The 23,996-nt window shown below is 70.8% G+C and carries 26 protein-coding genes; 11 read left to right on the top strand and 15 right to left on the bottom strand.

Annotated features, from left to right (window positions below):
• The first annotated feature begins 174 nt into the window (after positions 1–174).
• Together VF289_RS18490 and purB are read left to right on the top strand one after the other, a co-directional pair.
• Complete coding sequence (locus VF289_RS18490) at positions 175–588, top strand: phage holin family protein (RefSeq protein WP_330885785.1); 414 nt, start codon at positions 175–177, stop codon at positions 586–588.
• A 90-nt stretch (positions 589–678) separates the two neighbouring features.
• On the top strand, positions 679–2,094 hold the full coding sequence (gene purB, locus VF289_RS18485; protein WP_330885783.1) for an adenylosuccinate lyase: 1,416 nt from the start codon (positions 679–681) through the stop codon (positions 2,092–2,094).
• Positions 2,095–2,097: 3 nt separating this feature from the next.
• Here the strand turns inward: purB and VF289_RS18480 are convergent, their stop codons facing one another.
• Positions 2,098–2,823, bottom strand: coding sequence for an SDR family oxidoreductase (locus VF289_RS18480; RefSeq protein ID WP_330885781.1), 726 nt, complete (start codon positions 2,821–2,823; stop codon positions 2,098–2,100).
• 81 nt (positions 2,824–2,904) lie between these two features.
• On the opposite strand from VF289_RS18480, the gene VF289_RS18475 reads away from it, so the two are divergent.
• A complete protein-coding gene (locus VF289_RS18475; protein WP_330885779.1) occupies positions 2,905–3,666 on the top strand; it encodes a CPBP family intramembrane glutamic endopeptidase in 762 nt (253 codons plus the stop codon).
• A gap of 68 nt (positions 3,667–3,734) precedes the next feature.
• Here VF289_RS18475 and VF289_RS18470 read toward each other — a convergent pair whose 3' ends face one another.
• The 10 genes from VF289_RS18470 to mshD form a co-directional block, all read right to left on the bottom strand.
• The gene (locus VF289_RS18470; protein ID WP_330885777.1) at positions 3,735–4,061 is read right to left on the bottom strand and encodes a rhodanese-like domain-containing protein; all 327 of its coding nucleotides are present in this window, start codon (positions 4,059–4,061) and stop codon (positions 3,735–3,737) included.
• Positions 4,062–4,185: 124 nt separating this feature from the next.
• Positions 4,186–5,535, bottom strand: coding sequence for an FtsX-like permease family protein (locus tag VF289_RS18465; RefSeq protein WP_330885775.1), 1,350 nt, complete (start codon positions 5,533–5,535; stop codon positions 4,186–4,188).
• Positions 5,532–6,383, bottom strand: coding sequence for an ABC transporter ATP-binding protein (locus VF289_RS18460; RefSeq protein WP_330885773.1), 852 nt, complete (start codon positions 6,381–6,383; stop codon positions 5,532–5,534). The genes VF289_RS18465 and VF289_RS18460 overlap by 4 nt, the downstream gene beginning before the upstream one ends.
• Positions 6,384–6,537: 154 nt before the next feature.
• A complete protein-coding gene (gene pstB / locus VF289_RS18455) occupies positions 6,538–7,323 on the bottom strand; it encodes a phosphate ABC transporter ATP-binding protein PstB (RefSeq protein ID WP_330885771.1) in 786 nt (261 codons plus the stop codon).
• 28 nt (positions 7,324–7,351) lie between these two features.
• Complete coding sequence (gene pstA, locus VF289_RS18450) at positions 7,352–8,518, bottom strand: phosphate ABC transporter permease PstA (RefSeq protein WP_330885770.1); 1,167 nt, start codon at positions 8,516–8,518, stop codon at positions 7,352–7,354.
• Positions 8,519–8,527: 9 nt separating this feature from the next.
• Positions 8,528–9,490 (bottom strand): phosphate ABC transporter permease subunit PstC, encoded by a 963-nt coding sequence (gene pstC, locus VF289_RS18445; protein ID WP_330885768.1) that lies wholly within the window; start codon positions 9,488–9,490, stop codon positions 8,528–8,530.
• Positions 9,491–9,603: 113 nt separating this feature from the next.
• On the bottom strand, positions 9,604–10,746 hold the full coding sequence (gene pstS, locus VF289_RS18440) for a phosphate ABC transporter substrate-binding protein PstS (protein ID WP_330885766.1): 1,143 nt from the start codon (positions 10,744–10,746) through the stop codon (positions 9,604–9,606).
• A 247-nt stretch (positions 10,747–10,993) separates the two neighbouring features.
• Positions 10,994–11,332: a hypothetical protein gene (locus VF289_RS18435; RefSeq protein WP_330885764.1), complete on the bottom strand. Its 339-nt coding sequence runs from the start codon at positions 11,330–11,332 to the stop codon at positions 10,994–10,996.
• Positions 11,333–11,443: 111 nt separating this feature from the next.
• Positions 11,444–12,388, bottom strand: coding sequence for an NUDIX hydrolase (locus VF289_RS18430; protein WP_330885762.1), 945 nt, complete (start codon positions 12,386–12,388; stop codon positions 11,444–11,446).
• Positions 12,389–12,391: 3 nt separating this feature from the next.
• Complete coding sequence (gene mshD / locus VF289_RS18425; protein ID WP_330885761.1) at positions 12,392–13,276, bottom strand: mycothiol synthase; 885 nt, start codon at positions 13,274–13,276, stop codon at positions 12,392–12,394.
• 170 nt (positions 13,277–13,446) lie between these two features.
• Here mshD and VF289_RS18420 point away from each other — a divergent pair, with 170 nt between their 5' ends.
• The 6 genes from VF289_RS18420 (at position 13,447) to VF289_RS18395 (ending at position 18,542) form a co-directional block, all read left to right on the top strand.
• Positions 13,447–14,196, top strand: a complete 750-nt coding sequence (locus VF289_RS18420) for a hypothetical protein (protein ID WP_330885759.1) — start codon at positions 13,447–13,449, stop codon at positions 14,194–14,196.
• A 208-nt stretch (positions 14,197–14,404) separates the two neighbouring features.
• On the top strand, positions 14,405–15,043 hold the full coding sequence (locus VF289_RS18415) for an FABP family protein (RefSeq protein WP_330885757.1): 639 nt from the start codon (positions 14,405–14,407) through the stop codon (positions 15,041–15,043).
• The gene (locus VF289_RS18410) at positions 15,036–16,157 is read left to right on the top strand and encodes a folate-binding protein (RefSeq protein ID WP_330885755.1); all 1,122 of its coding nucleotides are present in this window, start codon (positions 15,036–15,038) and stop codon (positions 16,155–16,157) included. The genes VF289_RS18415 and VF289_RS18410 overlap by 8 nt, the downstream gene beginning before the upstream one ends.
• A gap of 195 nt (positions 16,158–16,352) precedes the next feature.
• Positions 16,353–16,787: a hypothetical protein gene (locus VF289_RS18405; protein ID WP_330885753.1), complete on the top strand. Its 435-nt coding sequence runs from the start codon at positions 16,353–16,355 to the stop codon at positions 16,785–16,787.
• Positions 16,784–18,109 (top strand): FUSC family protein, encoded by a 1,326-nt coding sequence (locus tag VF289_RS18400; RefSeq protein ID WP_330885751.1) that lies wholly within the window; start codon positions 16,784–16,786, stop codon positions 18,107–18,109. Before VF289_RS18405 ends, VF289_RS18400 begins: the two co-directional genes overlap by 4 nt.
• Positions 18,110–18,224: 115 nt before the next feature.
• On the top strand, positions 18,225–18,542 hold the full coding sequence (locus VF289_RS18395) for a DUF2516 family protein (protein WP_330885749.1): 318 nt from the start codon (positions 18,225–18,227) through the stop codon (positions 18,540–18,542).
• Between the two features lie 15 nt (positions 18,543–18,557).
• Here the strand turns inward: VF289_RS18395 and VF289_RS18390 are convergent, their stop codons facing one another.
• On the bottom strand, positions 18,558–19,187 hold the full coding sequence (locus tag VF289_RS18390; RefSeq protein WP_330885747.1) for a helix-turn-helix domain-containing protein: 630 nt from the start codon (positions 19,185–19,187) through the stop codon (positions 18,558–18,560).
• A 100-nt stretch (positions 19,188–19,287) separates the two neighbouring features.
• Here VF289_RS18390 and VF289_RS18385 point away from each other — a divergent pair, with 100 nt between their 5' ends.
• Complete coding sequence (locus VF289_RS18385; protein ID WP_330885745.1) at positions 19,288–20,289, top strand: ABC transporter ATP-binding protein; 1,002 nt, start codon at positions 19,288–19,290, stop codon at positions 20,287–20,289.
• Positions 20,282–21,091 carry an ABC transporter permease gene (locus tag VF289_RS18380; protein WP_330885743.1) on the top strand — a complete coding sequence of 270 codons (810 nt, stop codon included), beginning with the start codon at positions 20,282–20,284 and terminating at the stop codon, positions 21,089–21,091. The genes VF289_RS18385 and VF289_RS18380 overlap by 8 nt, the downstream gene beginning before the upstream one ends.
• Before the next feature lie 219 nt (positions 21,092–21,310).
• Here the strand turns inward: VF289_RS18380 and fbaA are convergent, their stop codons facing one another.
• The 3 genes from fbaA to VF289_RS18365 all read right to left on the bottom strand — a co-directional run bounded on the left by fbaA (position 21,311) and on the right by VF289_RS18365 (position 23,965).
• Positions 21,311–22,339, bottom strand: coding sequence for a class II fructose-bisphosphate aldolase (gene fbaA, locus VF289_RS18375; protein ID WP_330885741.1), 1,029 nt, complete (start codon positions 22,337–22,339; stop codon positions 21,311–21,313).
• 253 nt (positions 22,340–22,592) lie between these two features.
• Positions 22,593–23,234 carry a TrmH family RNA methyltransferase gene (locus VF289_RS18370; protein ID WP_330885739.1) on the bottom strand — a complete coding sequence of 214 codons (642 nt, stop codon included), beginning with the start codon at positions 23,232–23,234 and terminating at the stop codon, positions 22,593–22,595.
• Complete coding sequence (locus tag VF289_RS18365) at positions 23,231–23,965, bottom strand: DedA family protein (protein WP_330885737.1); 735 nt, start codon at positions 23,963–23,965, stop codon at positions 23,231–23,233. The genes VF289_RS18370 and VF289_RS18365 overlap by 4 nt, the downstream gene beginning before the upstream one ends.
• Between the last annotated feature and the right edge of the window lie 31 nt (positions 23,966–23,996).

The following is a 23,996-nucleotide window of genomic DNA, read 5'->3' as shown; positions in this document are numbered from 1 at the left end:
CCCCCCTCGTGCGCGCGACCGGGCGCTCAACGGTGACGGCGCGCACCAGGGCGGGAGCGACCCAGTGCGGGACCGATCCAGTGCGGGACCGATCAAGTGCAGGTCCGTTCGGTGCAGGAAGGAAGTGGGGATAACCCCGATGCGGTGTTCAGCCGCGATGCGGACAATGGACCCATGCGATTCCTCGGACACATCATCGTCACCGGCCTCGCGCTGTGGGTCACCGCTCTGCTCCTGCCCGGCATGCACCTGGGCGACGACAGCGCCACCGTGCTCACCCAGGTCCTCACCATCGGCGCGATCGCCCTGATCCTGGCCCTGATCAACACGATCGTGAAGCCGATCCTGGAGCTGCTCACCCTGCCCATCACCTGCCTGACCCTGGGCCTGTTCCAGCTGGTCATCAACACGCTGATGCTGCTGCTGGCGAGCTGGGTCTCAGGCCTGGCCGGGCTCACCCTCACCTTCGACTCCTTCTGGTGGGCGCTCGGCGCGGGCGTGATCATCGGCATCCTCTCGGCGATCGTCGAGGGCATCACCGGGCTCGGGGACGAGCGTCGCTCCCGCAGCCGCGCCGCCGGCGAATGACCTCGGCGCTCGGCACCGGGCGGTGACCTCGGCGGTCCGCGAGGGGGACGTGCCCTCGCGGACCGTCGCGGTTCTGGGAGAATGCTCCCCATGGCTCACTCCTTCGCGGACATCACCCCGCAGATCGCCCTGACCCCGCTCGACGGCCGCTACCGCGCCCAGGTCGCACCGCTGGCCGACCACCTCTCCGAGGCGGCGCTGAACCGCTCCCGCCTGGTGGTGGAGACCGAGTGGATGATCCACCTGCTCGATCAGCAGGTGATCCCCGGGCTGCGCACCATCACCGACGACGAGCGCTCCCTGCTGCGCGCGATACCCGAGGACTTCGGTGCCGAGGGCATCGCCGAGCACGCAGAGATCGAGCGGGAGACCGTCCACGACGTCAAGGCGATCGAGTACTACATCAAGCGCCGCCTGGCCGGCACCTCCCTCGAGCCGCTCGCCGAGGTGGTGCACATCTACTGCACCAGCGAGGACGTCAACAACCTCTCCTACGCGCTGATGGTCAAGGGCGCGGTCGAGCAGGTGTGGCTGCCCGCGCTGCAGGGCGTGATCGCGGATCTCACCGCGCTCGCGAAGGACGCGGCGGAGGTGCCGATGCTCTCGCGCACCCACGGCCAGCCCGCCACGCCCACCACCCTCGGCAAGGAGATCGCGGTCTTCGCCTACCGGCTGGGCCGGCAGGAGCGCCGCATCGCCGCCGACGAGATCCTCGGCAAGATCAACGGCGCGACCGGCACCTATGCCGCCCACGCCACCTCCGTGCCGTCAGCGGACTGGCAGGAGGTCTCCCGCACCTTCGTCGAGCACCTGGGCCTGACCTGGAATCCGCTGACCACCCAGATCGAGTCCCACGACTGGCAGGCCGAGATCTACGCCGACGTGGCGCGGGCGGGCCGCATCCTGCACAACCTCGCGACCGACGTGTGGACCTACATCTCGATGGGCTACTTCCGTCAGCGCCTCTCCGCCCAGGGCGGCACCGGTTCCTCGACCATGCCTCACAAGGTGAACCCGATCCGCTTCGAGAACGCCGAGGCGAACCTCGAGATCTCCGGCGCGCTGCTGGACTCGCTCTCGCAGACCCTGGTCACCACCCGCCTGCAGCGGGACCTCACCGACTCCACCACTCAGCGCAACATCGGCCCGGCGATCGGGCACTCGCTGCTGGCGATCGCGAACCTGCGCAAGGGCCTCGCCGGGCTGGACGTGGACCCGGCGGCGATGGCCGCCGACCTCGACGGGAACTGGGAGGTGCTCGGCGAGGCCGTCCAGTCCGTCATGCGCACCCTCGGCATCCAGGGCGTGCCGGGCCTGGACAACCCCTACGAGCGGCTCAAGGATCTCACCCGCGGCCACCGCGTGGACGGCGAGGGGATGCGCGAGTTCGTGCGCTCCCTCGGCCTGCCGGAGGCGGAGCAGGAGCGCCTGCTGGCGCTCACCCCGCAGTCCTACGTCGGCTACGCCGCGCAGCTCGTCGAGCACCTGGACGACGCCGGCGCCTGAGCATCAGCCGATCGCGCGGGGGCGGAGGTCGATGCTCGCCACGACCGCCTCGGCCGGGGCGCGCAGCACGAAGCCGATCGCCGCGGCGACGGTGGAGGGCCGCAGATACTTCTCCGTCTCGTAGTCGCCGTTCTCCGCGGCGCGCAGCTCATGCTGCATGTCCGTGTCGACCCGGCCCGGGTGCACCGAGCTGACGCGCACTCCGTGGGCGGTCTCCTCCTGGCGCAGCGCGTCGGTCCAGGCGCGCAGCGCGAACTTCGAGGCGGAGTAGGCGCCGCGCTCCCCCTTCGCGCTGTAGCCGGAGCCGGAGTTCACGGCGACGACGGTGCCGCGGGCCTCGCGCAGGGCGGGCAGCAGCAGCCGGGTCAGCTCCGAGACGGCGGTGACGTTGACGGCGAAGTTCTGCTGCCAGTCCGCGGCGCTGAGCTCCGCGACGCTGCCGTTGACCAGGATGCCGGCGGAGTGGACGAGCCCTGCGAGCCCGTCGGGGAGGTCCAGGGCCGCGACCGCGGCGGCCGTCGCCGCGTGGTCGGTGAGCTCGGCGACGAAGGGCTCGGCCGAGGGCAGCTGCGCAGCGAGCTCGGCGAGCGCCCGCTCGTCACGGCCGCCGAGGAGCAGGTGATGGTCCGCAGCGAGCGCCTCGGCGGTGGCACGACCGATCCCGCGGTTCGCGCCCGTGATGAGGACGGCTGGCCGGGCGGGACGGGGTGCGGAGTCTGGGATCGTCATGGTCCAGAGTCTGGCACGGTGATCCGCTCGGCAGACCGCTCGGAATCCCGTCGGCCACGGATCGGGTGAGAACATGACCGGGTGGAGACGATCGCCCCGAGCCGGAACTGGCTGCGCGCCGAGGTGCTGATCGTGCTCGGGCTGTCGCTGGGACAGAGCGCCGTGTACTCGCTGCTCTCCCTCGTCCAGGCCCTCGCCGCCGGTCCGCTGTCCGGCCAGTCCACCTCGCTGAACTCCTCGCTGCGGGAGAACGCCTGGCTGGATCTGCTCTACCAGCTGCTGTCGATCTCCTTCACCCTGGTCCCGGTGGCGCTCGCGGTGCTGCTGCTGACGCTCACGGCGGGCTCGCTCCATCAGGCGCTGGTGGACCTGGGAGCGGACCTCGCCCGGCCGCTGCGGGACCTGTGGCAGGGCCTGCTGATCACGGCCGGGATCGGACTGCCGGGCCTCGCGATCTACTACCTGGGCAGACTGCTGGGAGCGACCGTCGAAGTGATCCCCGCGGCACTGGACACCCACTGGTGGACTCTGCCGATCCTGGTGCTGCATGCGGTGAAGAACGCGGTGCTGGAGGAGGTGGTCGTCGTGGGCTACCTGTTCCAGCGTCTCGAGCGGCTGGGCTGGTCACCCCGTCGGATCATCGTGGTCTCGGCAATGCTGCGCGGGGCATATCACACCTATCAGGGGGTGGGCCCGGGGCTCGCGAACCTGGTGATGGGGCTGGTGTTCGGCGAGTGGTACCGACGCACCCGGCGCACGATGCCGCTGGTCATCGCGCACACCCTGCTGGACGTGTTCGCCTTCGTGGGCTACGCGCTGCTGCAGGACGTGATCGCCACCTGAGGCCCCGCGTGATGCGGGCCGGTCCGCGAGGAGACTGCACCGGTGCGCTCAGAGACTGAGCGGGCCGCTCAGAGGACGTACGCCTCGCCCTCGCCGTCAGAGACGATCGGCAGGCCGGACTCGAACCACTGGTCCATGCCGCCGGCGACGTTGATCGCCTCGAAGCCGTTGCCGTTCAGCCACTGGGAGACCTGGAAGCTGCGCCCACCGGTGCGACACACGATGTACAGCGGCTCGTCGGTCTCGGGCAGCTGCTCCAGGTTCTCCAGCAGGGAGCTGGCCGGCAGGTGCTGGGCGCGAGCGGCATGGCCCGCATCCCATTCGTTCTGCTCGCGCACGTCGATGAGGTGCGCATCCTCGGGGACGGCGTCAGGGGCCACGGACTCGAAGTTCATGGATCCAGCCTAACGGCCCGCTGCACCGGTGCGGGCCGACGGGCGACCGGTCCGGGAAGCGGCCGGTCGCCCGTCGGCGGCAGGGGAGGGACAGGGGGCGGGGGCGGCGAGACGGGACCTCCGCTCAGGCGGCTCGCAGCGCGTACCGCCTCACCAGAGGCGAGCCGACCACCACTGCGGCGATCACGAGGGCATAGGCGCCCAGCACGCTGACCAGGTACTGCACGATCATCATCGGATCGTTCGGGGCGCCGCCGAGGACGGTGGCGAGCACCAGCAGCGCGGTGCCGGTGGCGAGGATCGAGCTGAGCGCCACCGGGATCGCGATCTCGGCGAGCCGTGCACGGTGCAGCTGGCCCACCTCGGCGCCCGCGATGTGCTGGGCCCGCAGTCGGGGGGCCTGATCGATCACTCGGGCGGTCTGGGAGACTCCCGTGCTGACCGCCGCGAGCACCGCCGCGATCCCGAGCGTGAGCAGCCCGCCCGTGGTCATGGCGGTGAACATCATCGCCTCCTCCGGGCTGGTGGCCTCGCCGAGGGTGGCGATCATCGTGAGGAATCCGGCGATCACGAGCGCGAAGGTGATGCCCGAGACGGCGCGCCACCCTGCTCGGGGGTCTCCGGCCAGGCGCCGCGCCCCGACCATCAGCGAGGGGGTGGGAGCGGCCTTCGCGAGCACCAGCGCGGCGATCCACACGACGAACGGGCCCACGACGTTGAGCCCGGCGACGATCGCGGCGATGAACAGCACCATGATCGCGATAGAGGCCATCCCTCCGGCGGCCTGTCCCATCAGGGCCGCGCCGATGTTCATGAAGACGACGAAGCCGAGGACCAGAGCGACCCACAGCACCACCCGCAGCACCGACATGCGCACCACCCGGGAGTCCCGGGCGACGCCCAGCGGGCTGAGCACCACCCCGGCGAGGGACACGGCCGCGGAGCCGGCGGCGAGCACCACCAGGGCGAGGACCAGCACCGGGTAGGCCCAGACGGGCAGCAGCAGGTCGCCGACGGTGAACGGGCTGATCCCGAAGTCCAGGCGGGTCAGCAGCGGCGTCACGGCGAGGTGGGTGCCGAGTCCGAGGACGGTGCCCAGCAGCGCCTGGGCGACGACGTCGAGCACCGCGACGGAGCCGACCTGACCGCTGGTTCCTCCGACCAGGCGCATGGCGGCGAGGTCCTGCTCGCGCCGCGCCAAGGACAGTCGGGCTGCGGAGCCGCCGAGGCCGACGGCGCTGGGCACCAGCAGCACGGAGGCGATGACCGCGCAGATCGCGAGGAAGGACATGACCGAGGCTTCGCCGGTCATCGGCGCCTCGCCCGTCGGGACCCGGCCGACGAAGGCGGCGGCGCCGCCGAGCACGGTGGCGTTGATCGCGGTGGCTGCGGCGAACGCGAGCACGGGCAGCAGGTCGGCGAGGGCGCCGCGGCGACGCAGGAGCAGCGGGGCGGAGGCGAGCAGCGCGTTCATCGGGTCGCCCCGGCGGGGACGGCCGCATCGGCGGGACGCACGAACTCCCGGGCGATCCGCCCGTCCTGCATGGTCACGGTGCGGCGGCAGGCCCCGGCGACCGAGGCGTCGTGGGTGACCATCACCAGGCCGGCACCGGACTCGCGGCAGGATTCCACCAGGATCTGCAGCACCGCCTGCCCGGTCCCCTGGTCCAGTGCGCCGGTGGGCTCGTCGGCGAAGACCACCGAGGGGCGTCCGGCCAGCGCCCGGGCGATCGCGACCCGCTGCGCCTGCCCGCCCGAGAGCTGGGTGGGGCGGCGATCATGCATCCCGGAAAGACCCAGGCGATCCAGCCAGGAGGCGGCCTCGGCGCTCGCGGCACGGCGGGAGGTGCCGCCCAGCATGCGCGGCAGGATCACGTTCTCGAGCGCGGTGAGCTCGGGCAGCAGCTGGCCGTCCTGGAAGACGAACCCGAAGTCGCTGCGGCGCAGCCGGGTGCGGCGACGGTCTCCAAGGCTCGCGAGGTCCGTGCCCTCGTGGTGGACGGTGCCCGAGGTCGGAGTGATGATGCCGGCCAGGAGGTGCAGCAGGGTGGTCTTCCCGCAGCCGGAGGGCCCCATCACGGCGAGGGAATCGGCGCGGGCCACATCGAGATCGACGCCGTCCAGGGCACGGGTGGTGGTGCCGCCGGTCCCGTAGGTCATGAGCAGGGACCGGGCCGAGAGCACAGGCGAGGGGTGCATCGCCGACGGGGCGTAGGCGGGAGCCGGGCCGGGGCCGGTCGGGGTCGGGGCGGGGCTGGTCGGCGCCGGGGCTGCTGGACCCGTCGGGAGAGGTGAGCGGGGGTCGAGGGGTGCGGTGTTCATGCCCTCAGCATCGGCGGCGGCACCCCGGACGCGCGTCGGCCCCGGGATCGATATCCCGGGGCCGATGTCAGACCGTGGTCGCAGAAGGATCTCCGCCCGAGCGCCGCGCCCGGCCGGACCGGCCCCGTCGTCTCACCGGGCCGGTGGTGCCGGATCAGCCGAAGCGGCCGGAGATGTAGTCCTCGGTCTGCTTGTTCGACGGGTTGGTGAAGATCGTGTCGGTGTCGTCGATCTCGATGAGGTGACCGGGCTTGCCGGTGCCGGCGATGTTGAAGAATCCGGTGCGGTCCGAGACGCGGGAGGCCTGCTGCATGTTGTGGGTCACGATCACGATCGTGTACTCCTGCTTCAGCTCATGGATCAGGTCCTCGATCGCGAGCGTGGAGATCGGGTCCAGCGCCGAGCAGGGCTCGTCCATGAGGACGACCTCCGGCTGGACCGCGATCGTCCGCGCGATGCACAGGCGCTGCTGCTGACCGCCGGAGAGGCCCATGCCGGGCTTGTCGAGGCGGTCCTTGACCTCGTTCCACAGGTTCGCGCCCTTGAGCGCACGCTCGGCCAGCTCATCGGCCGCGGTGCGGGAGATGCGGCGGTTGTTGAGCTTCACGCCGGCCAGCACGTTGTCACGGATCGACATGGTCGGGAAGGGGTTCGCCTTCTGGAACACCATGCCCACGCGGCGGCGCACGTTGACCGGATCGACCTTCGAGTCGTAGATGTCCTCGCCGTTGATCTCGACCTTGCCCTTGGCGTAGGCGCCGGGGATCACCTCGTGCATGCGGTTCAGCGTGCGCAGGAAGGTCGACTTGCCGCAGCCGGAGGGCCCGATGAGGGCCGTGACCGAGCGGGGCCGGATCTGGACGTCGACGCCCTCCACGGCGAGGAAGTCCCCGTAGAAGATGTCGAGGTCCTCGACGTTGATGGGCTGAGGGGCTGCCATCAGGAGTCCTTTCGGGTGGGGCGAGGGCTCAGCGGCTGAGCTTGGGAGAGAAGTAGTGGCTGATGAGACGGGCGACGATGTTCAGCACCATCACGATGATGATCAGGGTGAAGGCGGCCGCCCAGGCACGATCGATGTTCGTCGTGATCGCGCAGGCGTACACCTCCTGGTTGATCGGGTTGGTGACCGTCTCGTTCATGCAGTTCGCACTGCCCGCGCGGTACTGCTGGTTGATGAAGGTGGGCAGGGTCGCCATGCGTCCGTCGAACATGTTCCAGTTGATGGAGGTGACCATGCCGACGGTGAGGAGCAGCGGGGCCGTCTCCCCGATCACACGGGCGATCGCGAGGGTGATGCCGGTGGTCAGGCCCGCGATCGCGGTGCGCAGCACGACCTTGACGATGGTGAGCCACTTCGGCACGCCGAGCGCGTAGGCGGCCTCGCGCAGGTCCATCGGGACCAGGCGGAGCATCTCCTCGCTGTTGCGCACCACGGTGGGGATCATCAGCAGCGACAGCGCAACCGCACCCATGATGCCCATGCGCACGCTCTGGTCCGGCATGAAGGCGATGAACAGCGCCAGGCCGAACAGGCCCGCGACGATCGAGGGGATGCCGGTCATGACGTCGACCAGGAAGGTGACGCCCTTGCCCAGGGTGCGCTTCCAGCCCTGGTCCGCGTACTCGACCAGGAAGATGGCGGTGAACAGACCTACCGGGATGGAGATGATCGAAGCCCACAGGGTGATCAGCAGCGTGCCGATGGTCGCGTGCACCACGCCGCCCGCGTCGGCGCCTCCGATGATTCCGGACATGTCGCTCGTCCAGAAGGAGAGCAGCGAGGGCTTGGCCGCGATCACGCGCGTCATGCCGCGGGCGACCACCGACCACAGCAGCGACAGCAGCGGGAACATCGCGATCGCGAACGCTCCGATGACCAGCAGCGTCATCAGGCGGTCCATGGCCCAGCGAGGTCCCTCCCGCACCAGCGAGTAGGTCCAGCCGAACAGGAGGTGCAGGACGAACCCGAGCAGGATGGCGCTGGGGATCGAGAGGGCACCGGCCAGCGCCAGCCCCGCGATGGCGACCAGCAGTCCGGCGAGGCCGGTGAAGACGAGGTGGTACCAGGGCAGTCGGCGCTCGTCGTGATGACGGTGCACCGAGGGGCTGGTCTGCACGGAAATCGGGGAGCTCATGATGTCCTCTCAGCTCTTGGGTCCGCTGCGGGCGACGATCCACCGGGCGAGCGCGTTGATGATGAACGTCAGCACGAAGAGCACGAGACCCGTGAAGACGAGCAGGGACATGTCCACGCCGGACGCCTCCGCCTGCTTCGACGCGATGTTCGCGGCGATCGAGTTGTGCCGACCCACTTCGAGGATGTGGAGGGAGAAGCTGGCGCCCGGTGCGAGGATCATGAGCACGGCCATGGTCTCGCCGAGCGCGCGGCCCAGCCCCAGCATCGAGGCCGCGACGACGCCGCCGCGCCCGAACGGCAGCACGACGGTGCGGATGGTCTCCCACCGGGTCGCGCCGAGGGCGAGCGCCGCCTCCTCCTGGAGGCGCGGGGTCTGCAGGAAGACCTCGCGGGAGACCGCGGTGATGATCGGGAGGACCATCACGGCGAGCACCACCGAGGCGGAGGCGAGGTTGCGCATCGGGGCGGAGGGCTCACCGGCGAACAGCGGGATCCATGCGAAGTAGGTGTTGAGGAAGACGTACATCGGCTCGAGCTTGGGCACGAGCCAGATGCCGCCCCAGAGCCCGTAGACGACCGAAGGCACCGCGGCCAGCAGGTCGATCATGTAGCCGAGGCCCGCCGCCATGCGCCGGGGGGCGAAATGGGAGATGAACAGGGCGATGCCGATGGAGATCGGGATCGCGATCAGCAGGGCGATCGCCGAGGCCAGAATCGTGCCGAAGATCAGCGGGGGGACGTACTCCAGCAGGGAGAACTCCGCGGTGCCCGCGAACTCCTGGCTCGCGATGATGGCGGGCATCGACTCGGTGGTGAGGAAGACCGCCACCGCGGCGAGGGTGAGGAAGATGAGCAGGCCGGAGCCGACGCTCAGGGCGGAGAAGAGCGAGTCGCCGAAGCGCTTGCTGCTGGACCGCATGGACGCGGGAGTCGCCGGAGAGGAGTCCGGCTCGACGTCGGTGGTGCTCATAGGGGACCTTCCTCAGAGCTCACGGGACAGGGGGAGGCATCTGATGTGCCGGGGCATGGCGATGCCGCCGAGCCACGAACGGCCCGGCGGCACGCCGATGTGCGAAGTCTGGATCAACCGACCGAGATGCCGTCGATCGCAGCCTGAGCCTCGGTGCGGAGCTCCTCGGAGATCGGCGCGGAGCCGGCGTTCTCCTCAGCGACCTTCTGGCCCTCCTCGGAGATCATGTAGGACGCGTAGGCCTTCACGGCCTCGCCCTCGGCGGAATCGGCGTAGGAGCCGCACAGCGCGAGGTAGGAGATCAGGACGATCGGGTAGACGCCGGCCTCGGTGGTGGTGCGATCGAGGTCCACGACGATGTCGTTGTCCTCGCGGCCCTCCTCGCGCGGGGAGACGTCGACGGACTTCGCGGCGGCGGCGGAGCTGTAGGGCACGAACTCCTCGCCGACCTGGATGGCCGCGGTGCCGAGGTTGCCGGCCTGCGAGGCGTCGGCGTAGCCGATGGTGCCGTCGCCGCCCTCGACCGTGGAGATCAGGCCCGAGGTGCCGTCGCCGGACTGACCGCCGTCGATGGGCCAGGTCTCGATCGGGCCGTGGGTCCAGGCGTCGGGAGCGTTCTCCGAGAGGTACTCGGTGAAGTTCTCCGTGGTGCCGGAGTCGTCCGAGCGGTGGACCGGGGTGACCTCGGTGTCGGGCAGATCGGCATCGGGGTTCAGCTCGGCGATCGCCGGGTCGTTCCACGTGGTGATGTCGCCGGCGAACATGCCGCCGATGACCTCGGCCGAGAGGTTCAGCTCCTCGACGCCCTCGAGGTTGAAGACGACCGCGATCGGGGAGATGTAGACGGGGAGGTTGAAGGCCTGCTCGCCGTTGCACTGCTCGGCGGAGGCTGCGAGCTCCTCCTCGTCGAGAGCGGCATCGGTGCCGGCGAACTTCACCTGGCCGGAGAGGAACTGCTCACGGCCGGTGCCGGAGCCGGTGGGGTCGTAGGTGACCGTGAGGTCGCCGCCCTCGGCCTGCACGAGGCCCATGAAGGACTCGGTCCAGGCGGTCTGGGCGTTCTGCATCGAGGACGCGCCGGAGCCGGCGAGGTTGCCGGTCAGCTCGGCGTAGCCGCCGGCGGCCGCGCCGCCGCCGTCCGAGGCGCCCGAGCCGCCGTTGCCCTCGTCGGCGCCGCCGCCGCACGCGGTCAGCGCGAGGCCGCCGACGAGTCCGAGCGCGGCGAGCGAGACCAGCTTGTTCTTGCGAACGTTCACTACGAGTCCTTTCGGGGGCCGTGGGCCCGGATTTCTGTCCAGCGGGGAGGTCTGACAGCGGTGACGCTAAGGAGGTCAGATGACGGACCGCCCGCTCTCGCGTGAACAGCAGGTGAACGCGCCGCGGGAAAGGATGAACTCGCAGTTCAGACGGTGGATACGGTTAGGTCACAGCACTGGTCACAGTCCGATCACACAGTGGTCTGGAACACCGCGGGCACCGGCGACGAAGCCGGCCCGGCGTGCGTCATGCGCAGACGAAGAGCCCCGCCAACCCCAGCACGAACCCGGTGACCGCCGATCCCGAGGTGGCCGGCAGCGGCACGTAGGACCCGTACACGGGCGAACTCGCCGGGTGGGCCGGGCCGACGTATCCCGCCGCCGGCGCATGCGACGCGTCACCGAAGACGGGGGAGAACCCGTCGGCGGTCACCGGCCCGGAGCCGGACGAGTACGGATCATGGCGCTGCGCGTAGGGATCGTCGAACTGCGCAGAGGGGTCGTCAGGGCGCCCCGTGCCTCCTCGCACGTGATCGTCATATCCGCCGGAGTAGTCCGGCAGCCCGCTGCCCTGTCCTGTGCTCATCCTGCTGGTCCTCTCCCCTGCTCCGCCCGCTGGCCGTCCGTCGTGCCGCGCATTCGTCGTGCCGCGCATCCGTCGTGCCGCGCATTCGTCGTGCCCGGCCCCGCAGACGCCTCAGCTGATGTTCGGCAGGTGGCGCTCGATCGCCACCACCGTGCCGCCCGGTGTGGTGTGCAGCAGCAGCGCCTCCCCGGCTGCCAGGAACGGGTCCTCGCGCGGCAGCTCGAGGGCGACCCCCTGCGTCGCGACCTCGCGCACCGAGGCGATCACGGTGGGCAGCACGGGTCGGTGCGTGCACACGATCGTCGCACGCGCCTCCGTGAGCACGCGGTCGATCACGGCGGCGGTGCGCGAGGGATGCTCGGCGTGACCGGATTCGGTGAGCTCGTCCTTGGTGCGGACCTTCAGGCCCTCCTTGGTGGCCAGCGGCTCGACCGTGGACCGGCAGCGGTCCCACGGGCTGCTCACCACGCTCGACGGGTCGAAGGCGTCCAGCAGCGAGGGCAGGGCCCGTGCCTGCTTCCTCCCCTTGCCGTTCAGGGGACGGCTCTTCTCCCCCTTGCGCCACTTGGCGCGCGAGAGCGCAGCGCCATGGCGCTGGATGATGATCGGCACGGTCTGCAGCTCATCGGCCTCCAGGAAGCGGCGCAGCGAGGCCAGCGGGAGCTGGTCGTTCTGCCGTGCGACCAGATTCTCTGCCTCGTCGAGCGACACCCAGCGGACCTCGTCGATCTCACCGCTGTCTTCGGGGCCGGGCGCGACCTTGGCGCGGACCGTCGCCGCCCAGTACTGGACGATCTTCGTCCGGCCGTCCGGGAGCAGGTAGACGGAGGCGGGCAGGGGCCGATGCAGCCGCACCCGGTACCCGGTCTCCTCGGCGACCTCCCTCACCGCCGCGGCGGGGAAGGTCTCCCCCTTGTCGAGCTTGCCCTTGGGGATGGACCAGTCGTCATAGCGCGGCCGATGCACGAGCAGCACCTGGACGCGATCGCCCTTCTCGCGCCATGTGAGGGCACCGGCCGCGAGCACGGGCTGCGGCTTGCCGGGAGCGACGCGCACCGATCAGCCCCGTCCGGCGGCGTGCATCTGCACGTCGCGGCCGGCGACGCTGAAGCCCCAGTTCTCGTACAGCCGCAGCGCCGGGGTGTTGTCCGCCTCGACGTACAGCTCCACACCTGGCACTCCGGCGTCCCGGAGCTGGGCCAGCGTGGTGGCCATCAGCAGGCCTGCCACGCGGTGGCCCTGCACGGAGGGATCGGTCGCGACGACGTAGATCTCTGCGTCGTGCGCGGTGTCCCCGGGGTGCTCGCGCTTGACCCACACGAATCCCACGAGCTCCTCGCCCTGCAGCGCGACCAGCATGTCCTCGGCATCGAACCACGGCTGCGCGATCCGCTGCTCGAGGTCGGAGCGGGTGAGAGCGCCCTGCTCGGGGTGGTCGGCGAACGCCGCGGCGTTGACCATGACCCAGCGGTCGGCGTCCCGGGCGGGGTCGAAGGTGTCCAGGCGCAGTCCCTCGAGCGTCGAGGCGGGGGCCGCGGGCAGCTGCTGAGCGGGGGCGAGCACCCGGTGCAGGGACAGCAGGCGCCGGCTCTCGGAGAGACCGGCACCGCTGAGGAAGGTGAGAGATCCCTCGAGGCCGCCGTGCGCCCAGACGCCCGCCTCGGGACGCTGTGCGAGCGCCTCCTGGAGGAGAGCGGTGCCGTGACCGCGCCGACGGTGCGCGGGATGGACCATGCCCTGCACCGTGCCGTCGGTCAGGATGCTCGCGTAGCCGCGCAGAGTGCCGGGCGGGTCCTCGAGGAGCAGGTGCTGGGCGCTGTCGCCGTCGAGGGCGAGGACGGCGGCCTCGTCCAGCGGGGAGACGCCGTCGTGCTCGGTGACGGTCGCGAGCAGTTCGCGGATCGCCGTGCGCTGCTGGGGAGACAGAGCGGCCGTCGTGATCATGGGGTCCTTCCGGTGGCACTGGGACGGGGCGGACCCGTGCGCCGCACGATCCGTTCTCGGGGCACGAGTATGCCGTCACCAGCAGGCACTCGTAGACTGCCACTGTAACGCCCGACGGACACCGCTCGTCGGCGCGGCCCGAGACCGGAATCGACAGCGTGGGAGGCCCTGTGACAGTCCCCGAGCGCGCTCCCCTCGGTGCCGCACTCGCCCTCCTGCTCGCCGTGGTCCCACTTACAGGAGCCCTCTCCCCGGTGCTGATGGCCGTCGTCGTGGGACTGCTCGCCCTGCTGATCGGGATCGCCTGGCCGGATCTGCTGGAGCTCCCCTCCTCTCGCGGGACCCGGGTGGTGGTCGCGGGCACTGGAGTGCTCGGAGCCCTGGTCACGGTGCTCGCCCCGGAGCGATTCACCCCGATCTCCGGAGTCGTGATGGTGTGCGCGGCCGGTGTCTTCGCAGCCTTCATGCACCAGATGCTGCGCGCGGAGCGACGGGAGCTCACGCTCTCGCTCACCGGCACCATCGCCGGCGCGTTCGTCTCCGGCATCGCCGCCTGCTGGGTGATCGCGCAGACGCTCGCGGTGGAGGCCGGATCGACCGGGCTGCTCACCTCGATCGCCGTCGGTGTCGCTGCGACCCTGCTGGTCAACGCCACCCCCGTGCCGGCACTGCTGCGCTTCACCCTGTCCATGCTGCTCGGCGCCGCCGTCACCGCCGCGCTGGGGATCGCCCTGGTCGGGCTCTGGCCGCTGCTGGCGGTGGCCCTCGGAGCGGTCACTGCCGTGGGCGCGAGCTGCGCACACCTGCTGACCGGCTCCTCCCTGGTCGCCAAGGAGCCCCTGCCCTCTCTCGCGGTGGCCGCCGTCCCGGTCGCGACCGTCGGAGTGGTCGCCCAGCTGGCGGTGCTGGTGGGGAGCTGACCCCGCCCGGATGCGACGGGCGGGCGACCTCACGAGGACGGATGGATCCACGCGTGACCGCAGGCCTGGTGAGGGCGATAGACTGACGGCATGTCCGCCCTGTCTCTGTTCTTCATCGCCCTCGTGGTCCTGGTGGGCCTCGGCACCCTCGCCTTCGCCGTCCTGGTGCTGTCCCGCCTGTTCGACCGCTGAGCGTCCTGCGGCACCGATGCCCATCACGCTCGACACCTCACTCCCTGCGTCGCTGTACCCGCTGGCCTGGCTGATCGGCAGCTGGGAGGGCACCGGTGCCCTCAGCGGTGCCTCCGACGCCCCGGGAGCGACCGATGCCCGCATCGAGCAGCAGCTGGTGTGCTCGGCACGGGAAGACGGCGCCCTCGACTGGCGCTCCACGATCCATCGGGTCGACGCTCCCGCACCGCTGCCCCCCACCAGCGCCTTCGCCCGGGATGAGGCCCCCTCCCCCGCGTCCGAGGGATCCGGGGAGCGCACCCTGCTGCATCGCGAGGACGGCGTCTGGACCGTCGGCGATCTCCTGCCCGGGCAGGATCGGGCGACGGCCGAAGCCGCCCGCCCCGGCACGCCGGAGAGCTACCTCTCCCACCGCCTCCAGGCCCGACTGACCCGTCGCGGGGAGCAGGCCGAGGACTGGGCCGGGGAGGTGCGCGGCCCGCGGGTGCAGCTCGCCCTGGGCACTCCCGGCGGTGAGATCTCGCAGACCCGCATGGTCGGCTACGTCAGCGGCCGGCTGATGTGGCTGTGGGAACGGCGCACGCCCGTTGCGGACGGCGCCCCCGGCGAGACCGCCCTGACCCCCTATCTCTCCCTGGAGCTGCACCGTGTCTGATCCCGTCCGTGACGTCCGCCCGCTGCTGCGCACGGGAGCGGTGCTGGGCGAAGGGCCCGACGCGACGGTCCCCGAGCACTACGGAGCCCCGCTGCGCGAGCAGCGCCACCTGCTCGAGGGGACGTCCGTGGTGGACCTCGGACAGCTCGAACTGCTCGAGGTGCGCGGCACCGATGCCCGCAGCTGGATGACCACCGTCACCACACAGGTCCTCGCCGACACCCCCGTCGGCTCCTCGGCCTCGCTCGCGGTGCTGTCCCCGCAGGGTCGGGTCGAGCACATGGCCTCGGCCGTGGTCGTGGACGAGGACGCGCTGCTGCTGGTGCTGGATGCCGGCGCTCGGGCAGGGCTCCGCCGCTACCTGGAGATGATGCGCTTCGCCGCCCGGGTCGAGCTGACGGATCGGGACGATCTACGAGTGCTCGGAGCCCTCGCCCCCGCCGACTCCGTGCTGCCGCAGCTGGGACTGCCGGCACCGGTCGCCGTCTGGTCCGAGCCGTGGCCGCAGCTCGCCCCCGGCGGCATCGCCTACGGCCCGGACCCCGAGGACCCGGTCGGTGCGGTGCTCTCGGTCTTCGAGGGCGCGGCCCTCACGCAGCTGCCCTGGCGCAGCGAGCACCTGGCCGGGATGAGCTCCTGGGAGGCGCTGCGGATCGCAGATCACCGGGCGCGCTCCGCCCGCGAGGTCGACGAACGCAGCATTCCGCACGAGCTCGACCTGCTGCGCACCACCGTGCACACCGCGAAGGGCTGCTATCGCGGGCAGGAGACGGTCGCGAAGGTGCTGAACCTGGGTCAGCCGCCGCGGCGGCTGGTGATGCTCCACCTGGACGGTTCGCAGGACGTCCCCGCCACGCCCGGCGGCGAGGTGCGCCTGGAGGGGTCCGAGGGGAAGGTCGTCGGCACCATCACCTCTGCCGCACTGCACGCCGACCTGGGGCCGATCGCCCTGGCCGTGGTGCGCCGGGCCGTTCCGCTGGACGCGGCGCTGTCCGTACAGGTGCTGCTCGGTGGGGCCGACGGCGAGTCTGCCTCGATGTGGATCGACGCCTCGCAGGAGCCGATCGTCGTGCCTCGCGACCACGGCGCACGACCGGCCACCGCCAAGCTCTGACCCCTGCGGATCTCCGACCGCGCGCCGGCCTCCCCCGCCGTGGGGCACGGCATTCTCCAGCGGCGCCCCCACGGCCCCGCCCTCCACGTCGCTGCCTCCTCGGCGGCCCCCTCCACAGCGTCCTCACGGATCCTGCACGGCACTCGTTCCCGCTCTCCGCTGTGCTGTCACCGGCGACCTGGAAGAATGGCCGTCATGAGAGCTGAGGGCGACCAGGAGGACTGGACCCGGCACCGCCGGGAGGTGTTCGAGGCGAAGGAGCAGGCGCTGCGTGCCGCCCGCGAGGTGGAGCATGAACGGGCCACCTCGCTGATCCGCGAGTGGATCGCCCGCTATGAGGAGGCGGGGATCCGGCCGGTGCCGCTGCGCGCCCGGCCCTACCGCGGGTCCGGCACCCTGCGCACCTCCCTGAAGGGCTGGTACCTCAAGCAGGACCGCACGCTCGCGGTGGATGCCGAGGGACGCTACTACGTGATGCGGGTCGACGGCGGGCTCCGGTCCCGGCTGCGCGGCGCGACACCCGATCCCGCGCCCGCCCCGCTGATCGTGGGCCGCGGCGGGCGCGACGGGGACAGCTTCCAGCTCGAGGAGCTGCTGGAGATGCGCCTGCAGGATCCGGTGCCCGCATGAGCGCCCGGGACGGAGCCACCACCAGCACCGGGCCGGTGAGCACCCGCACCGCGTCGATACCCAGGATCGAGCGGCTGCGCGAAACGGTGCGCACCTGGTTCACCACCAGCGTCTCCCGTGGTCGCGGCGACGTCCTCACCGTCGGCCGTGCCTCGATCGCAGCCGCCCTCGCCTACCTGGTCAGCGGCTTCGTCTGGAACCACGAGCACCCGTTCTTCTCCTCGATCGTCGCCTTCATCATCATCGGCTTCGGCATCGAGAAGAAGATGCGCAAGATCGTGGAGATGTCCTGCGGTGTGATGCTCGGGGTGCTCCTGGGCGAGCTCGCGCGCGGCCTCATCGGCTCGGGGACCTGGCAGATCCTGGTGGTCGTCTTCGTCGCCGGGATGCTCTCCCGCTTCATCGACTCCAGCAACCTCTTCGGCTTCCAGGTGGCCATCCAGTCGCTGCTGGTGATGATCATGCCCCTGACCCCGTCGATGACCCCCGGCGGCAGGGTGCTGGACGCCATCACCGGGGTGGTCGTCGCGATCGTCATCCACCTGCTGCTCTCGGGGGATCCGCGTCGCCTCCAGAGCAGGGCCGCCGCCTCCTTCTACCGTGAGCTCGAGGACACCCTGGTGAGTCTCGCGCTCTCGGCACGCAGCGGTGACCGCGGCATCGCGCAGGCTGCGCTGCGGAACATCCGCGAGGTCTCGCAGAAGTACACCGACGAGTGGAAGCTCGCCAACGACGTCGCCAACGAGATGGCCACCTTCTCCCCGACCGGACTGCGCCATGCCGAGGACGTGGGGCGCCTCCAGCACCTGCTGGTGGGCTCGGATCGGGCGATGCGCAATATGCGGGTGATCGCCCGCCGCCAGGCCGAGTTCCTCGAGGCGGTCCGCGGCGATGCGCACTCCACGCTCGCCGATGCCCTGCTGGCCGCCCGCGACGCGGTGCTCGAGCTCAGCAACGCCGTCTCCCACGAGGACGTCGACTTCACCGAGGCACGGCGGAAGCTGCGGCTGTACTGCTCCTACCTCTCCCCCGAGATGCTGCTGCGCAATGACGAGGGGAAGCGTCCTGGCCGCGCCGGGCACTTCGAGGGCGTCACCCTCACCATCCAGCTGCGCTCGCTCGCGATCGATCTGCTGCAGGCCACCGGTCTCAGCGCCGCGGAGGCGAAGCGATTCCTGCCCAGCCTGGTCGTCGCGGCGGACGGTGACGCGATCGGCCCCCGCCCGATGACCATGGAGATGCGGGCGCTCGAACCGCAGGCCACGACCGAGGCGCTCGAGCTGCTGATCACCGACCGCTCAGATCCCGACCGTCGGCGCTGAGACGCGTCGCTGCCCACCGCCAGAGCGCTGCACCGCGGCGCCCCTCCCGACCCGGACGCCGCGCCCGCGACGGTCGATCCCGGATCCGTCCAGCCGGCACCCGTATCCTGGCGCGATGATCGCCCTCATCCAGATGTGGATCTTCCTCGTCCTCGCCGTGGCAATGCTGGCCGTGGAGATCTGGGCCCTGGTCAACGCCCTGCGTTTCCGCCCCGACGCCTACACCGCGGCCGGGAAGCGGAGCAAGACGTTCTGGGGTGTGCTCACCGGTGTCTCCGTGCTGCTGGGCTTCCTGTCGATCCCGTACCCCGTGGGCCGCGGCAGCTCGATGCTGTTCATGATCGCCGGCGTGATCATCGCCGGCGTCTTCCTGGCCGACGTCCTGCCCGCGCTGAAGCGGGTCATGGGGCGCGCCCAGGGCAACCGCTGGTGAGCGCTCCCCGTCGCCTCACGGCCGCTCGGCGGCCTCCGCGACGGCCCGTGCCGGATCCAGCAGTCTCCGCATCCCCTCGGTGAAGGTCTCCGGCCCCGGCAGCACGTTCCCCGACAGCAGGAGCAGTCCGGCGCCCTGATCGAGGGCGGCCAGGAGCATCCCGACCTGACTCGCCGCCAGTCGCTCCTCCTCCGCCATCGCGCCGCGGGCGATCTCGTCGTACCTCTCGAGGAGGGCGGCGAGGCGCTGATGCAGCTGTGGAGCGAGGGTTTCGTCCCGTGCGGCAACGGCGATGAACTCCAGCGTGGCCAGGGCGAATCCCTGGGCCGCCTGGTGCGGGGCACCCTCCCGGGCGACGGCGCCCTGCCCGGTCGAGGCAGGTCCGGCCTGCTGCTGGAAGGGGTCCTGGAAATCGGCGTCCGCCAGTTCCATGTTCTTGTCGAGAGTCGCCAGGAAGAGATCGGACTTCGCGACGAAGTTCGAGTAGACGGCGCCCTTGGAGAAGCCCGCCTCCCTGGCGATCCGCTCGAGGGTCGCCGCGTGGTAGCCCTCCGTGGAGAAGACGGCCCGCGCCGCGAAGATCAATGCCTCGCGAGTCTGCTGCTGCCGGTCCCGTCGTGACAGGGGGTCGGGAAGCTGCGTCATCCCACGATCATAGGCCGCCGCCTCTTGACGTACCGTCAGTATCCGAATACCTTCGGTATCCACATACCGTCGGTATATAAATTCGTCCTGAGGAGCTGACATGTCCCCCGACGTCCTGCGCATCACCGCCCTCTCCCGCCGCTTCGGACCCGTCGTGGCCAACGACGACATCTCTCTGCGGGTGGGATCCGGCGAGATCGTGGGACTGCTCGGCCACAACGGCGCCGGCAAGAGCACACTCGTCTCGCAGGTGGTGGGCCTGGTGAAGCCCCATGCCGGGCAGATCATGCTCGGTGGCATCGACGCCGTGCGGCATCCGGCAGCGGCCCGCCACCACGTGGCGCTGCAGCCGCAGTCGCAGACCCCCATCGACGGCCTCACGCCGCGGAGGGCGATCGAGATCTCCGCACGTCTGCGCGGACTGCCGTGGCGCGAGGCTCGTCGTGCCGCGAACGCGCTGGCCGAAGAGCTCGACCTCGGCGAATGGATGGATCGGCGGGCCATGCCCGAGGGGGCGGGACTGTCCGGCGGCATCCGCAGGCTCACCGGATTCGCCATGGCCGTCGTGGCTCCGGCGCCGCTGCTGATCCTCGATGAACCCACCAATGACATCGACGCCTCCCGGCGACGACTGCTGTGGGACGCGCTGCGCCGACGCGGCGACCGGGGCGCCGGGGCGCTGCTGGTCACCCACAACGTCGCCGAAGCCGAACGCATCGTCGATGACCTGGTGGTCCTGGACCGCGGTCGCGTCGCCGCGGCCGGGTCCCCCGCACAGCTGCGCGGCACCCAGGACAGCGACCTGAGGCTCGAGCTCCACCTGACCCCCGGCGTCCCGGACCCCTCGGAGCGCGCGAGGACGCTGCCGGCGCGACGGCGGGTCCGCACCGGTCGCCGCACACTGCTGACCGTGGCGGCGAGCGATGCAGCACGGTGCGTGGCCTGGGCGGCCGAGCAGCGGGCGAGGGACCGGCTCGACGGCTTCACACTGGCTCCGGCGACCCTCGAGGACGCATACCTGTCCCTGACCTCGTCGGATTCCCCAGCCGAGGACTCCCACCCCGCCCCCCTCGGCTCCCCCGAGGAGATCGCCCATGTCTGAGACCACCGCCCCGACTCCCGCGACCGTCTCCCCGGGCGCCGATGCTCCCCCGGCACCGGTCCAGGCCGGCCCGGCGGTCGGATTCCTCGCCCTGATGCGATGGTCCCTGGCCGCGACCGGTGCGATGCTCCCGCTGATCATCATCGTCCAGGCGATGCTCGCCGCCGGCATCATCATCGGCTTCGGCCTCGTCATCGGAGAGGTCACCCCGGACAGCGCACTGTTCCTGTCCACCGGTGCACCCACGATCCTGCTGCTCACCGTCGGGCTGGTGATCGTCCCTCAGGGCGTTTCACGCGCTCGGGCCAGCGGAGCCCTCGACTACCAGCGTGCCCTGCCGGTCGCCCGTCCGCTGCTGCTGCTGGTGGACCTCGTGGTGTGGGCGCTCATCGCCCTGCCGGGGGTGGCTGTCGGGCTGCTCGCGGCCAGGCTCCGCTTCGACCTGAGCTACTCCTTCGACTGGCCCCTGCTGATCGCCGCCTCCCTGCTGGTCACCACGATGGCGACCGCCGTCGGCTATGCGATCGCAGTCTCTCTGCCGCCGGTGCCGGCCCAGCTGGTCAGCCAGGTGCTGGTGTTCTTCGTGCTGCTGTTCTCCCCCATCACCTTCCCCTCCGGAAGGCTGCCGCAGTGGTTCCAGCTGGTGCACGACTACCTGCCCATCCGCCCGGCGGCGGACCTGCTCCGCGCCGGCATCGCCGCACGCAGCTTCACCGCCGAACCACGGGACCTCGTCGTGCTGGTCGCCTGGACCGCGCTGGGACTGCTGGTGACGGGGCGAGCGCTGGTGCGGCGCCGCTGAACCGCCGCCGCGGGAACGGGGCCGCTGAACCGGGTCGAGGAACCGGGGCCGACGACACGGGAACGCCGGCTCCGAGACCGAGCGCCCGATCGTGCACCCCGATCGCCACAGGGCCCCGGAGCTGATGCTCCGGGGCCCTGTCGCGGCTCACGCGGCCCGGATCGGACCGCCTGCCGCTGCGCGCCGGAGTGTCACCGGCGCGCAGCGCGCTGATCGATCTCAGGCCTGGTGGGTGCCTGCGGAGCGGAGGTTCTCCGCCGCCTCGACGATGCGGGCGGCCATGCCGGCCTCTGCCTTCTTGCCCCAGGCGCGGGGGTCGTAGGCCTTCTTGTTGCCGACCTCGCCGTCGACCTTCATGACGCCGTCGTAGTTCTCGAACATGTGCGAGACCACGGGGCGGGTGAAGGAGTACTGGGTGTCGGTGTCGATGTTCATCTTGATGACGCCGTTGTCGACCGCGGTCTGGATCTCGTCGAGGGAGGAGCCGGAGCCGCCGTGCATGACGAGGTCGAACGGCATGTCCTTGCCGTACTTCTCGCCCACGACCTTCTGGATCTCCAGCAGGATCGACGGGGTCAGCTTCACGTTGCCCGGCTTGTACACGCCGTGCACGTTGCCGAAGGTGAGGGCGGTCAGGTAGCGGCCGCGCTCGCCCAGGCCCAGCTTGGCGGCGGTCTTCAGTCCGTCCTCGGGGGTGGAGAAGAGCTTGTCGCCGTCGACATCGGCGACCACGCCGTCCTCCTCGCCGCCGACGACGCCGACCTCGATCTCGAGGATCTTCTTGGCCTCGACGGACTTCTCGAGCAGACGCTCGGCGATCTCGAGGTTCTCGTCGACCGGCACGGCGGAGCCGTCCCACATGTGCGACTGGAAGAGCGGGTTCAGGCCCTTCTTCACGCGGTTCTCGAGGTCCCACTCGATCAGGGGCTCGACCCAGGTGGGCAGGACCTCCTTGGCGCAGTGGTCAGTGTGCAGCGCGACGTTGATCGGGTAGTTCTTGGCGACCGCGTGCACGTACTCGGCGAGCGCGATGGAGCCGGCGACCCGGTCCTTGATGGTGGAGCCGGAGAGGTACTCGGCGCCGCCGAAGGACACCTGGATGATGCCGTCGGAGTTCGCCTCGGCGAAGCCCTGCAGCGCGGCGGTGGCGGTCTGCGAGCTGGAGACGTTGACGGCGGGGTAGGCGAACTTGCCGGCCTTGGCCCGGTCGATCATCTCGTTGTACTGATCCGGGGTTGCGACTGCCATGAGGCATTCTCCTTCACTGAAGAAAGGGGGCGACGGCCGGCGGCGAGGAGCACCGCTCAGGGCCGTCCGATCGTGCCCATTGTTCCACAGCGACCCTGACCACCAGCCGTCGGAGGTCCTGCGTGGACAGCGACCTCCGGGCCGTCGGTCGGGCCGTCGGTCGGGCCGTCGTCCGAGCCGCCGGTCGGCCCGTCGCCCGGACAACCGCGCGGGCCGTCCGTCCTGCCGCCTGCCGCGGCACGGGACCAGGTGCTCAGCGCAGGGGCCCGGCAGGCACGTCGGCGTGCTGCAGGATCCAGCTGTGCATCGCGATCGCGGCGGCTGCGGCGACGTTGATCGACCGGGTGGAGCCGAACTGGGTGATGCCGACGACGAGGTCTGCGGCCTCGAGGATCTCACCGCTCACCCCCGGCCCTTCCTGCCCCACCACCAGCACCGCGTTGCGGGGCAGCGGGGCGTGCTCGATCGGCATCGCACCGTCGACCAGGTCGATCGCGACGAGCGGGCGCCCTTCGGCGCGGGCCCAGTCGATGAGGTGCTGAGCATCGGGATGGTGGATCTCGTGCTGGTAGCGGTCGGTGACCATGGCACCGCGGCGGTTCCAGCGCCGTCGGCCGACGATGTGGAAGGCCCCGACCGCGAAGGCGTTCGCGGTGCGCACCACGGAGCCGATGTTCGCATCGTGCTCGAGGTTCTCGATCGCGATGTGCAGCGCGTGGCGGCGGGTGTCGAGCTCCGCGATGATCGCCTCACGACGCCAGTAGCGGAACCTGTCCTCGACGTTGCGCCGGTCGCCGGCCCCCAGCAGCTCGGGGTCCAGGCGCGGGTCCTGCGGCCAGGGCTCAGGATGGGGGCCGACGCCGACCTCGCGGCCGGGGCCGTCGGGAGAGGTCACCGGTCCTCGCTGCGTCCGGTGGTGTCTCCGGCAGTCGCCGAGCTCGTCGCACCGGTCTCGTGCGCAGCGTCCTCCTCCTCGAGCTCCTCGAGGTGCTGCTGGTCCGGATCGGGCAGGCCGAGCGCGCGGCGCTTGCGCTCGCGGAGGATCAGCCGCACCAGGAACACCAGCAGCACGAGCGCCACGATCGCGTAGGCGACGTTGGAGAAGATGTCGGTGTAGGGCTCGATCACGGTCCAGTTGCTGCCCATGTAGAACCCGATGGTCAGGAAGAGGGTGTTCCAGATCGCGCTGCCGGCGGCGGTGAGGAGGGTGAACCTCCAGATCGGCATCGCATACAGACCGGCGGGGATCGAGATCAGCGAGCGGATCCCGGGCACGAAGCGACCGAAGAAGATGGCCTTGTCGCCGTGACGGTCCATGAAGGCGACGGACTTGTCGTAGTCGCCGACGTGCACCAGCGGCAGTCGGATGACGATCTTGCGCAGCCGCTCCGGCCCCAGCGCCCGGCCGATCCCGTACAGCAGCCACGCGCCCACCACGGAGCCCGCCACGGAGGCCAGCAGCATCAGCCAGTAGGAGTTGTTGGGGCCGGCGGCGGCCACCCCGGCCAGCGGCAGGATCACCTCGGAGGGGATCGGCGGGAAGACGTTCTCGAGGAAGATCAGCAGGAAGACGCCGAAGGCTCCGAGGCTGTCCATGGTCTCGACCGCCCAGTCGACGATGTTCATGCAAGCTCCTCGCGGGGTGCACGCGCGGCGC

Source organism: Brachybacterium sp. (assembly GCF_036379615.1).
GTDB lineage: Bacteria > Actinomycetota > Actinomycetes > Actinomycetales > Dermabacteraceae > Brachybacterium.
Note: the sequence above shows the minus strand (reverse complement) of the source record. Positions and strands in the feature narration are given on the sequence as shown.

Bases quoted from the DNA above. Each gene is read 5' to 3' on its own strand.
- VF289_RS18380 (WP_330885743.1), top strand. From the start codon at position 20,282: ATGTCTGAGACCACCGCCCCGACTCCCGCGACCGTCTCCCCGGGCGCC.
- VF289_RS18365 (WP_330885737.1), bottom strand. From the start codon at position 23,965: ATGAACATCGTCGACTGGGCGGTCGAGACCATGGACAGCCTCGGAGCC.
- fbaA (WP_330885741.1), bottom strand. From the start codon at position 22,339: ATGGCAGTCGCAACCCCGGATCAGTACAACGAGATGATCGACCGGGCC.
- pstA (WP_330885770.1), bottom strand. From the start codon at position 8,518: ATGAGCTCCCCGATTTCCGTGCAGACCAGCCCCTCGGTGCACCGTCAT.
- VF289_RS18395 (WP_330885749.1), top strand. From the start codon at position 18,225: ATGATCGCCCTCATCCAGATGTGGATCTTCCTCGTCCTCGCCGTGGCA.
- VF289_RS18405 (WP_330885753.1), top strand. From the start codon at position 16,353: ATGAGAGCTGAGGGCGACCAGGAGGACTGGACCCGGCACCGCCGGGAG.
- pstB (WP_330885771.1), bottom strand. From the start codon at position 7,323: ATGGCAGCCCCTCAGCCCATCAACGTCGAGGACCTCGACATCTTCTAC.
- VF289_RS18385 (WP_330885745.1), top strand. From the start codon at position 19,288: ATGTCCCCCGACGTCCTGCGCATCACCGCCCTCTCCCGCCGCTTCGGA.
- VF289_RS18435 (WP_330885764.1), bottom strand. From the start codon at position 11,332: ATGAGCACAGGACAGGGCAGCGGGCTGCCGGACTACTCCGGCGGATAT.
- VF289_RS18465 (WP_330885775.1), bottom strand. From the start codon at position 5,535: ATGAACGCGCTGCTCGCCTCCGCCCCGCTGCTCCTGCGTCGCCGCGGC.
- VF289_RS18390 (WP_330885747.1), bottom strand. From the start codon at position 19,187: ATGACGCAGCTTCCCGACCCCCTGTCACGACGGGACCGGCAGCAGCAG.
- VF289_RS18400 (WP_330885751.1), top strand. From the start codon at position 16,784: ATGAGCGCCCGGGACGGAGCCACCACCAGCACCGGGCCGGTGAGCACC.
- VF289_RS18480 (WP_330885781.1), bottom strand. From the start codon at position 2,823: ATGACGATCCCAGACTCCGCACCCCGTCCCGCCCGGCCAGCCGTCCTC.
- VF289_RS18490 (WP_330885785.1), top strand. From the start codon at position 175: ATGCGATTCCTCGGACACATCATCGTCACCGGCCTCGCGCTGTGGGTC.
- mshD (WP_330885761.1), bottom strand. From the start codon at position 13,276: ATGATCACGACGGCCGCTCTGTCTCCCCAGCAGCGCACGGCGATCCGC.
- VF289_RS18415 (WP_330885757.1), top strand. From the start codon at position 14,405: ATGCCCATCACGCTCGACACCTCACTCCCTGCGTCGCTGTACCCGCTG.
- purB (WP_330885783.1), top strand. From the start codon at position 679: ATGGCTCACTCCTTCGCGGACATCACCCCGCAGATCGCCCTGACCCCG.
- VF289_RS18460 (WP_330885773.1), bottom strand. From the start codon at position 6,383: ATGAACACCGCACCCCTCGACCCCCGCTCACCTCTCCCGACGGGTCCA.
- VF289_RS18470 (WP_330885777.1), bottom strand. From the start codon at position 4,061: ATGAACTTCGAGTCCGTGGCCCCTGACGCCGTCCCCGAGGATGCGCAC.
- pstC (WP_330885768.1), bottom strand. From the start codon at position 9,490: ATGAGCACCACCGACGTCGAGCCGGACTCCTCTCCGGCGACTCCCGCG.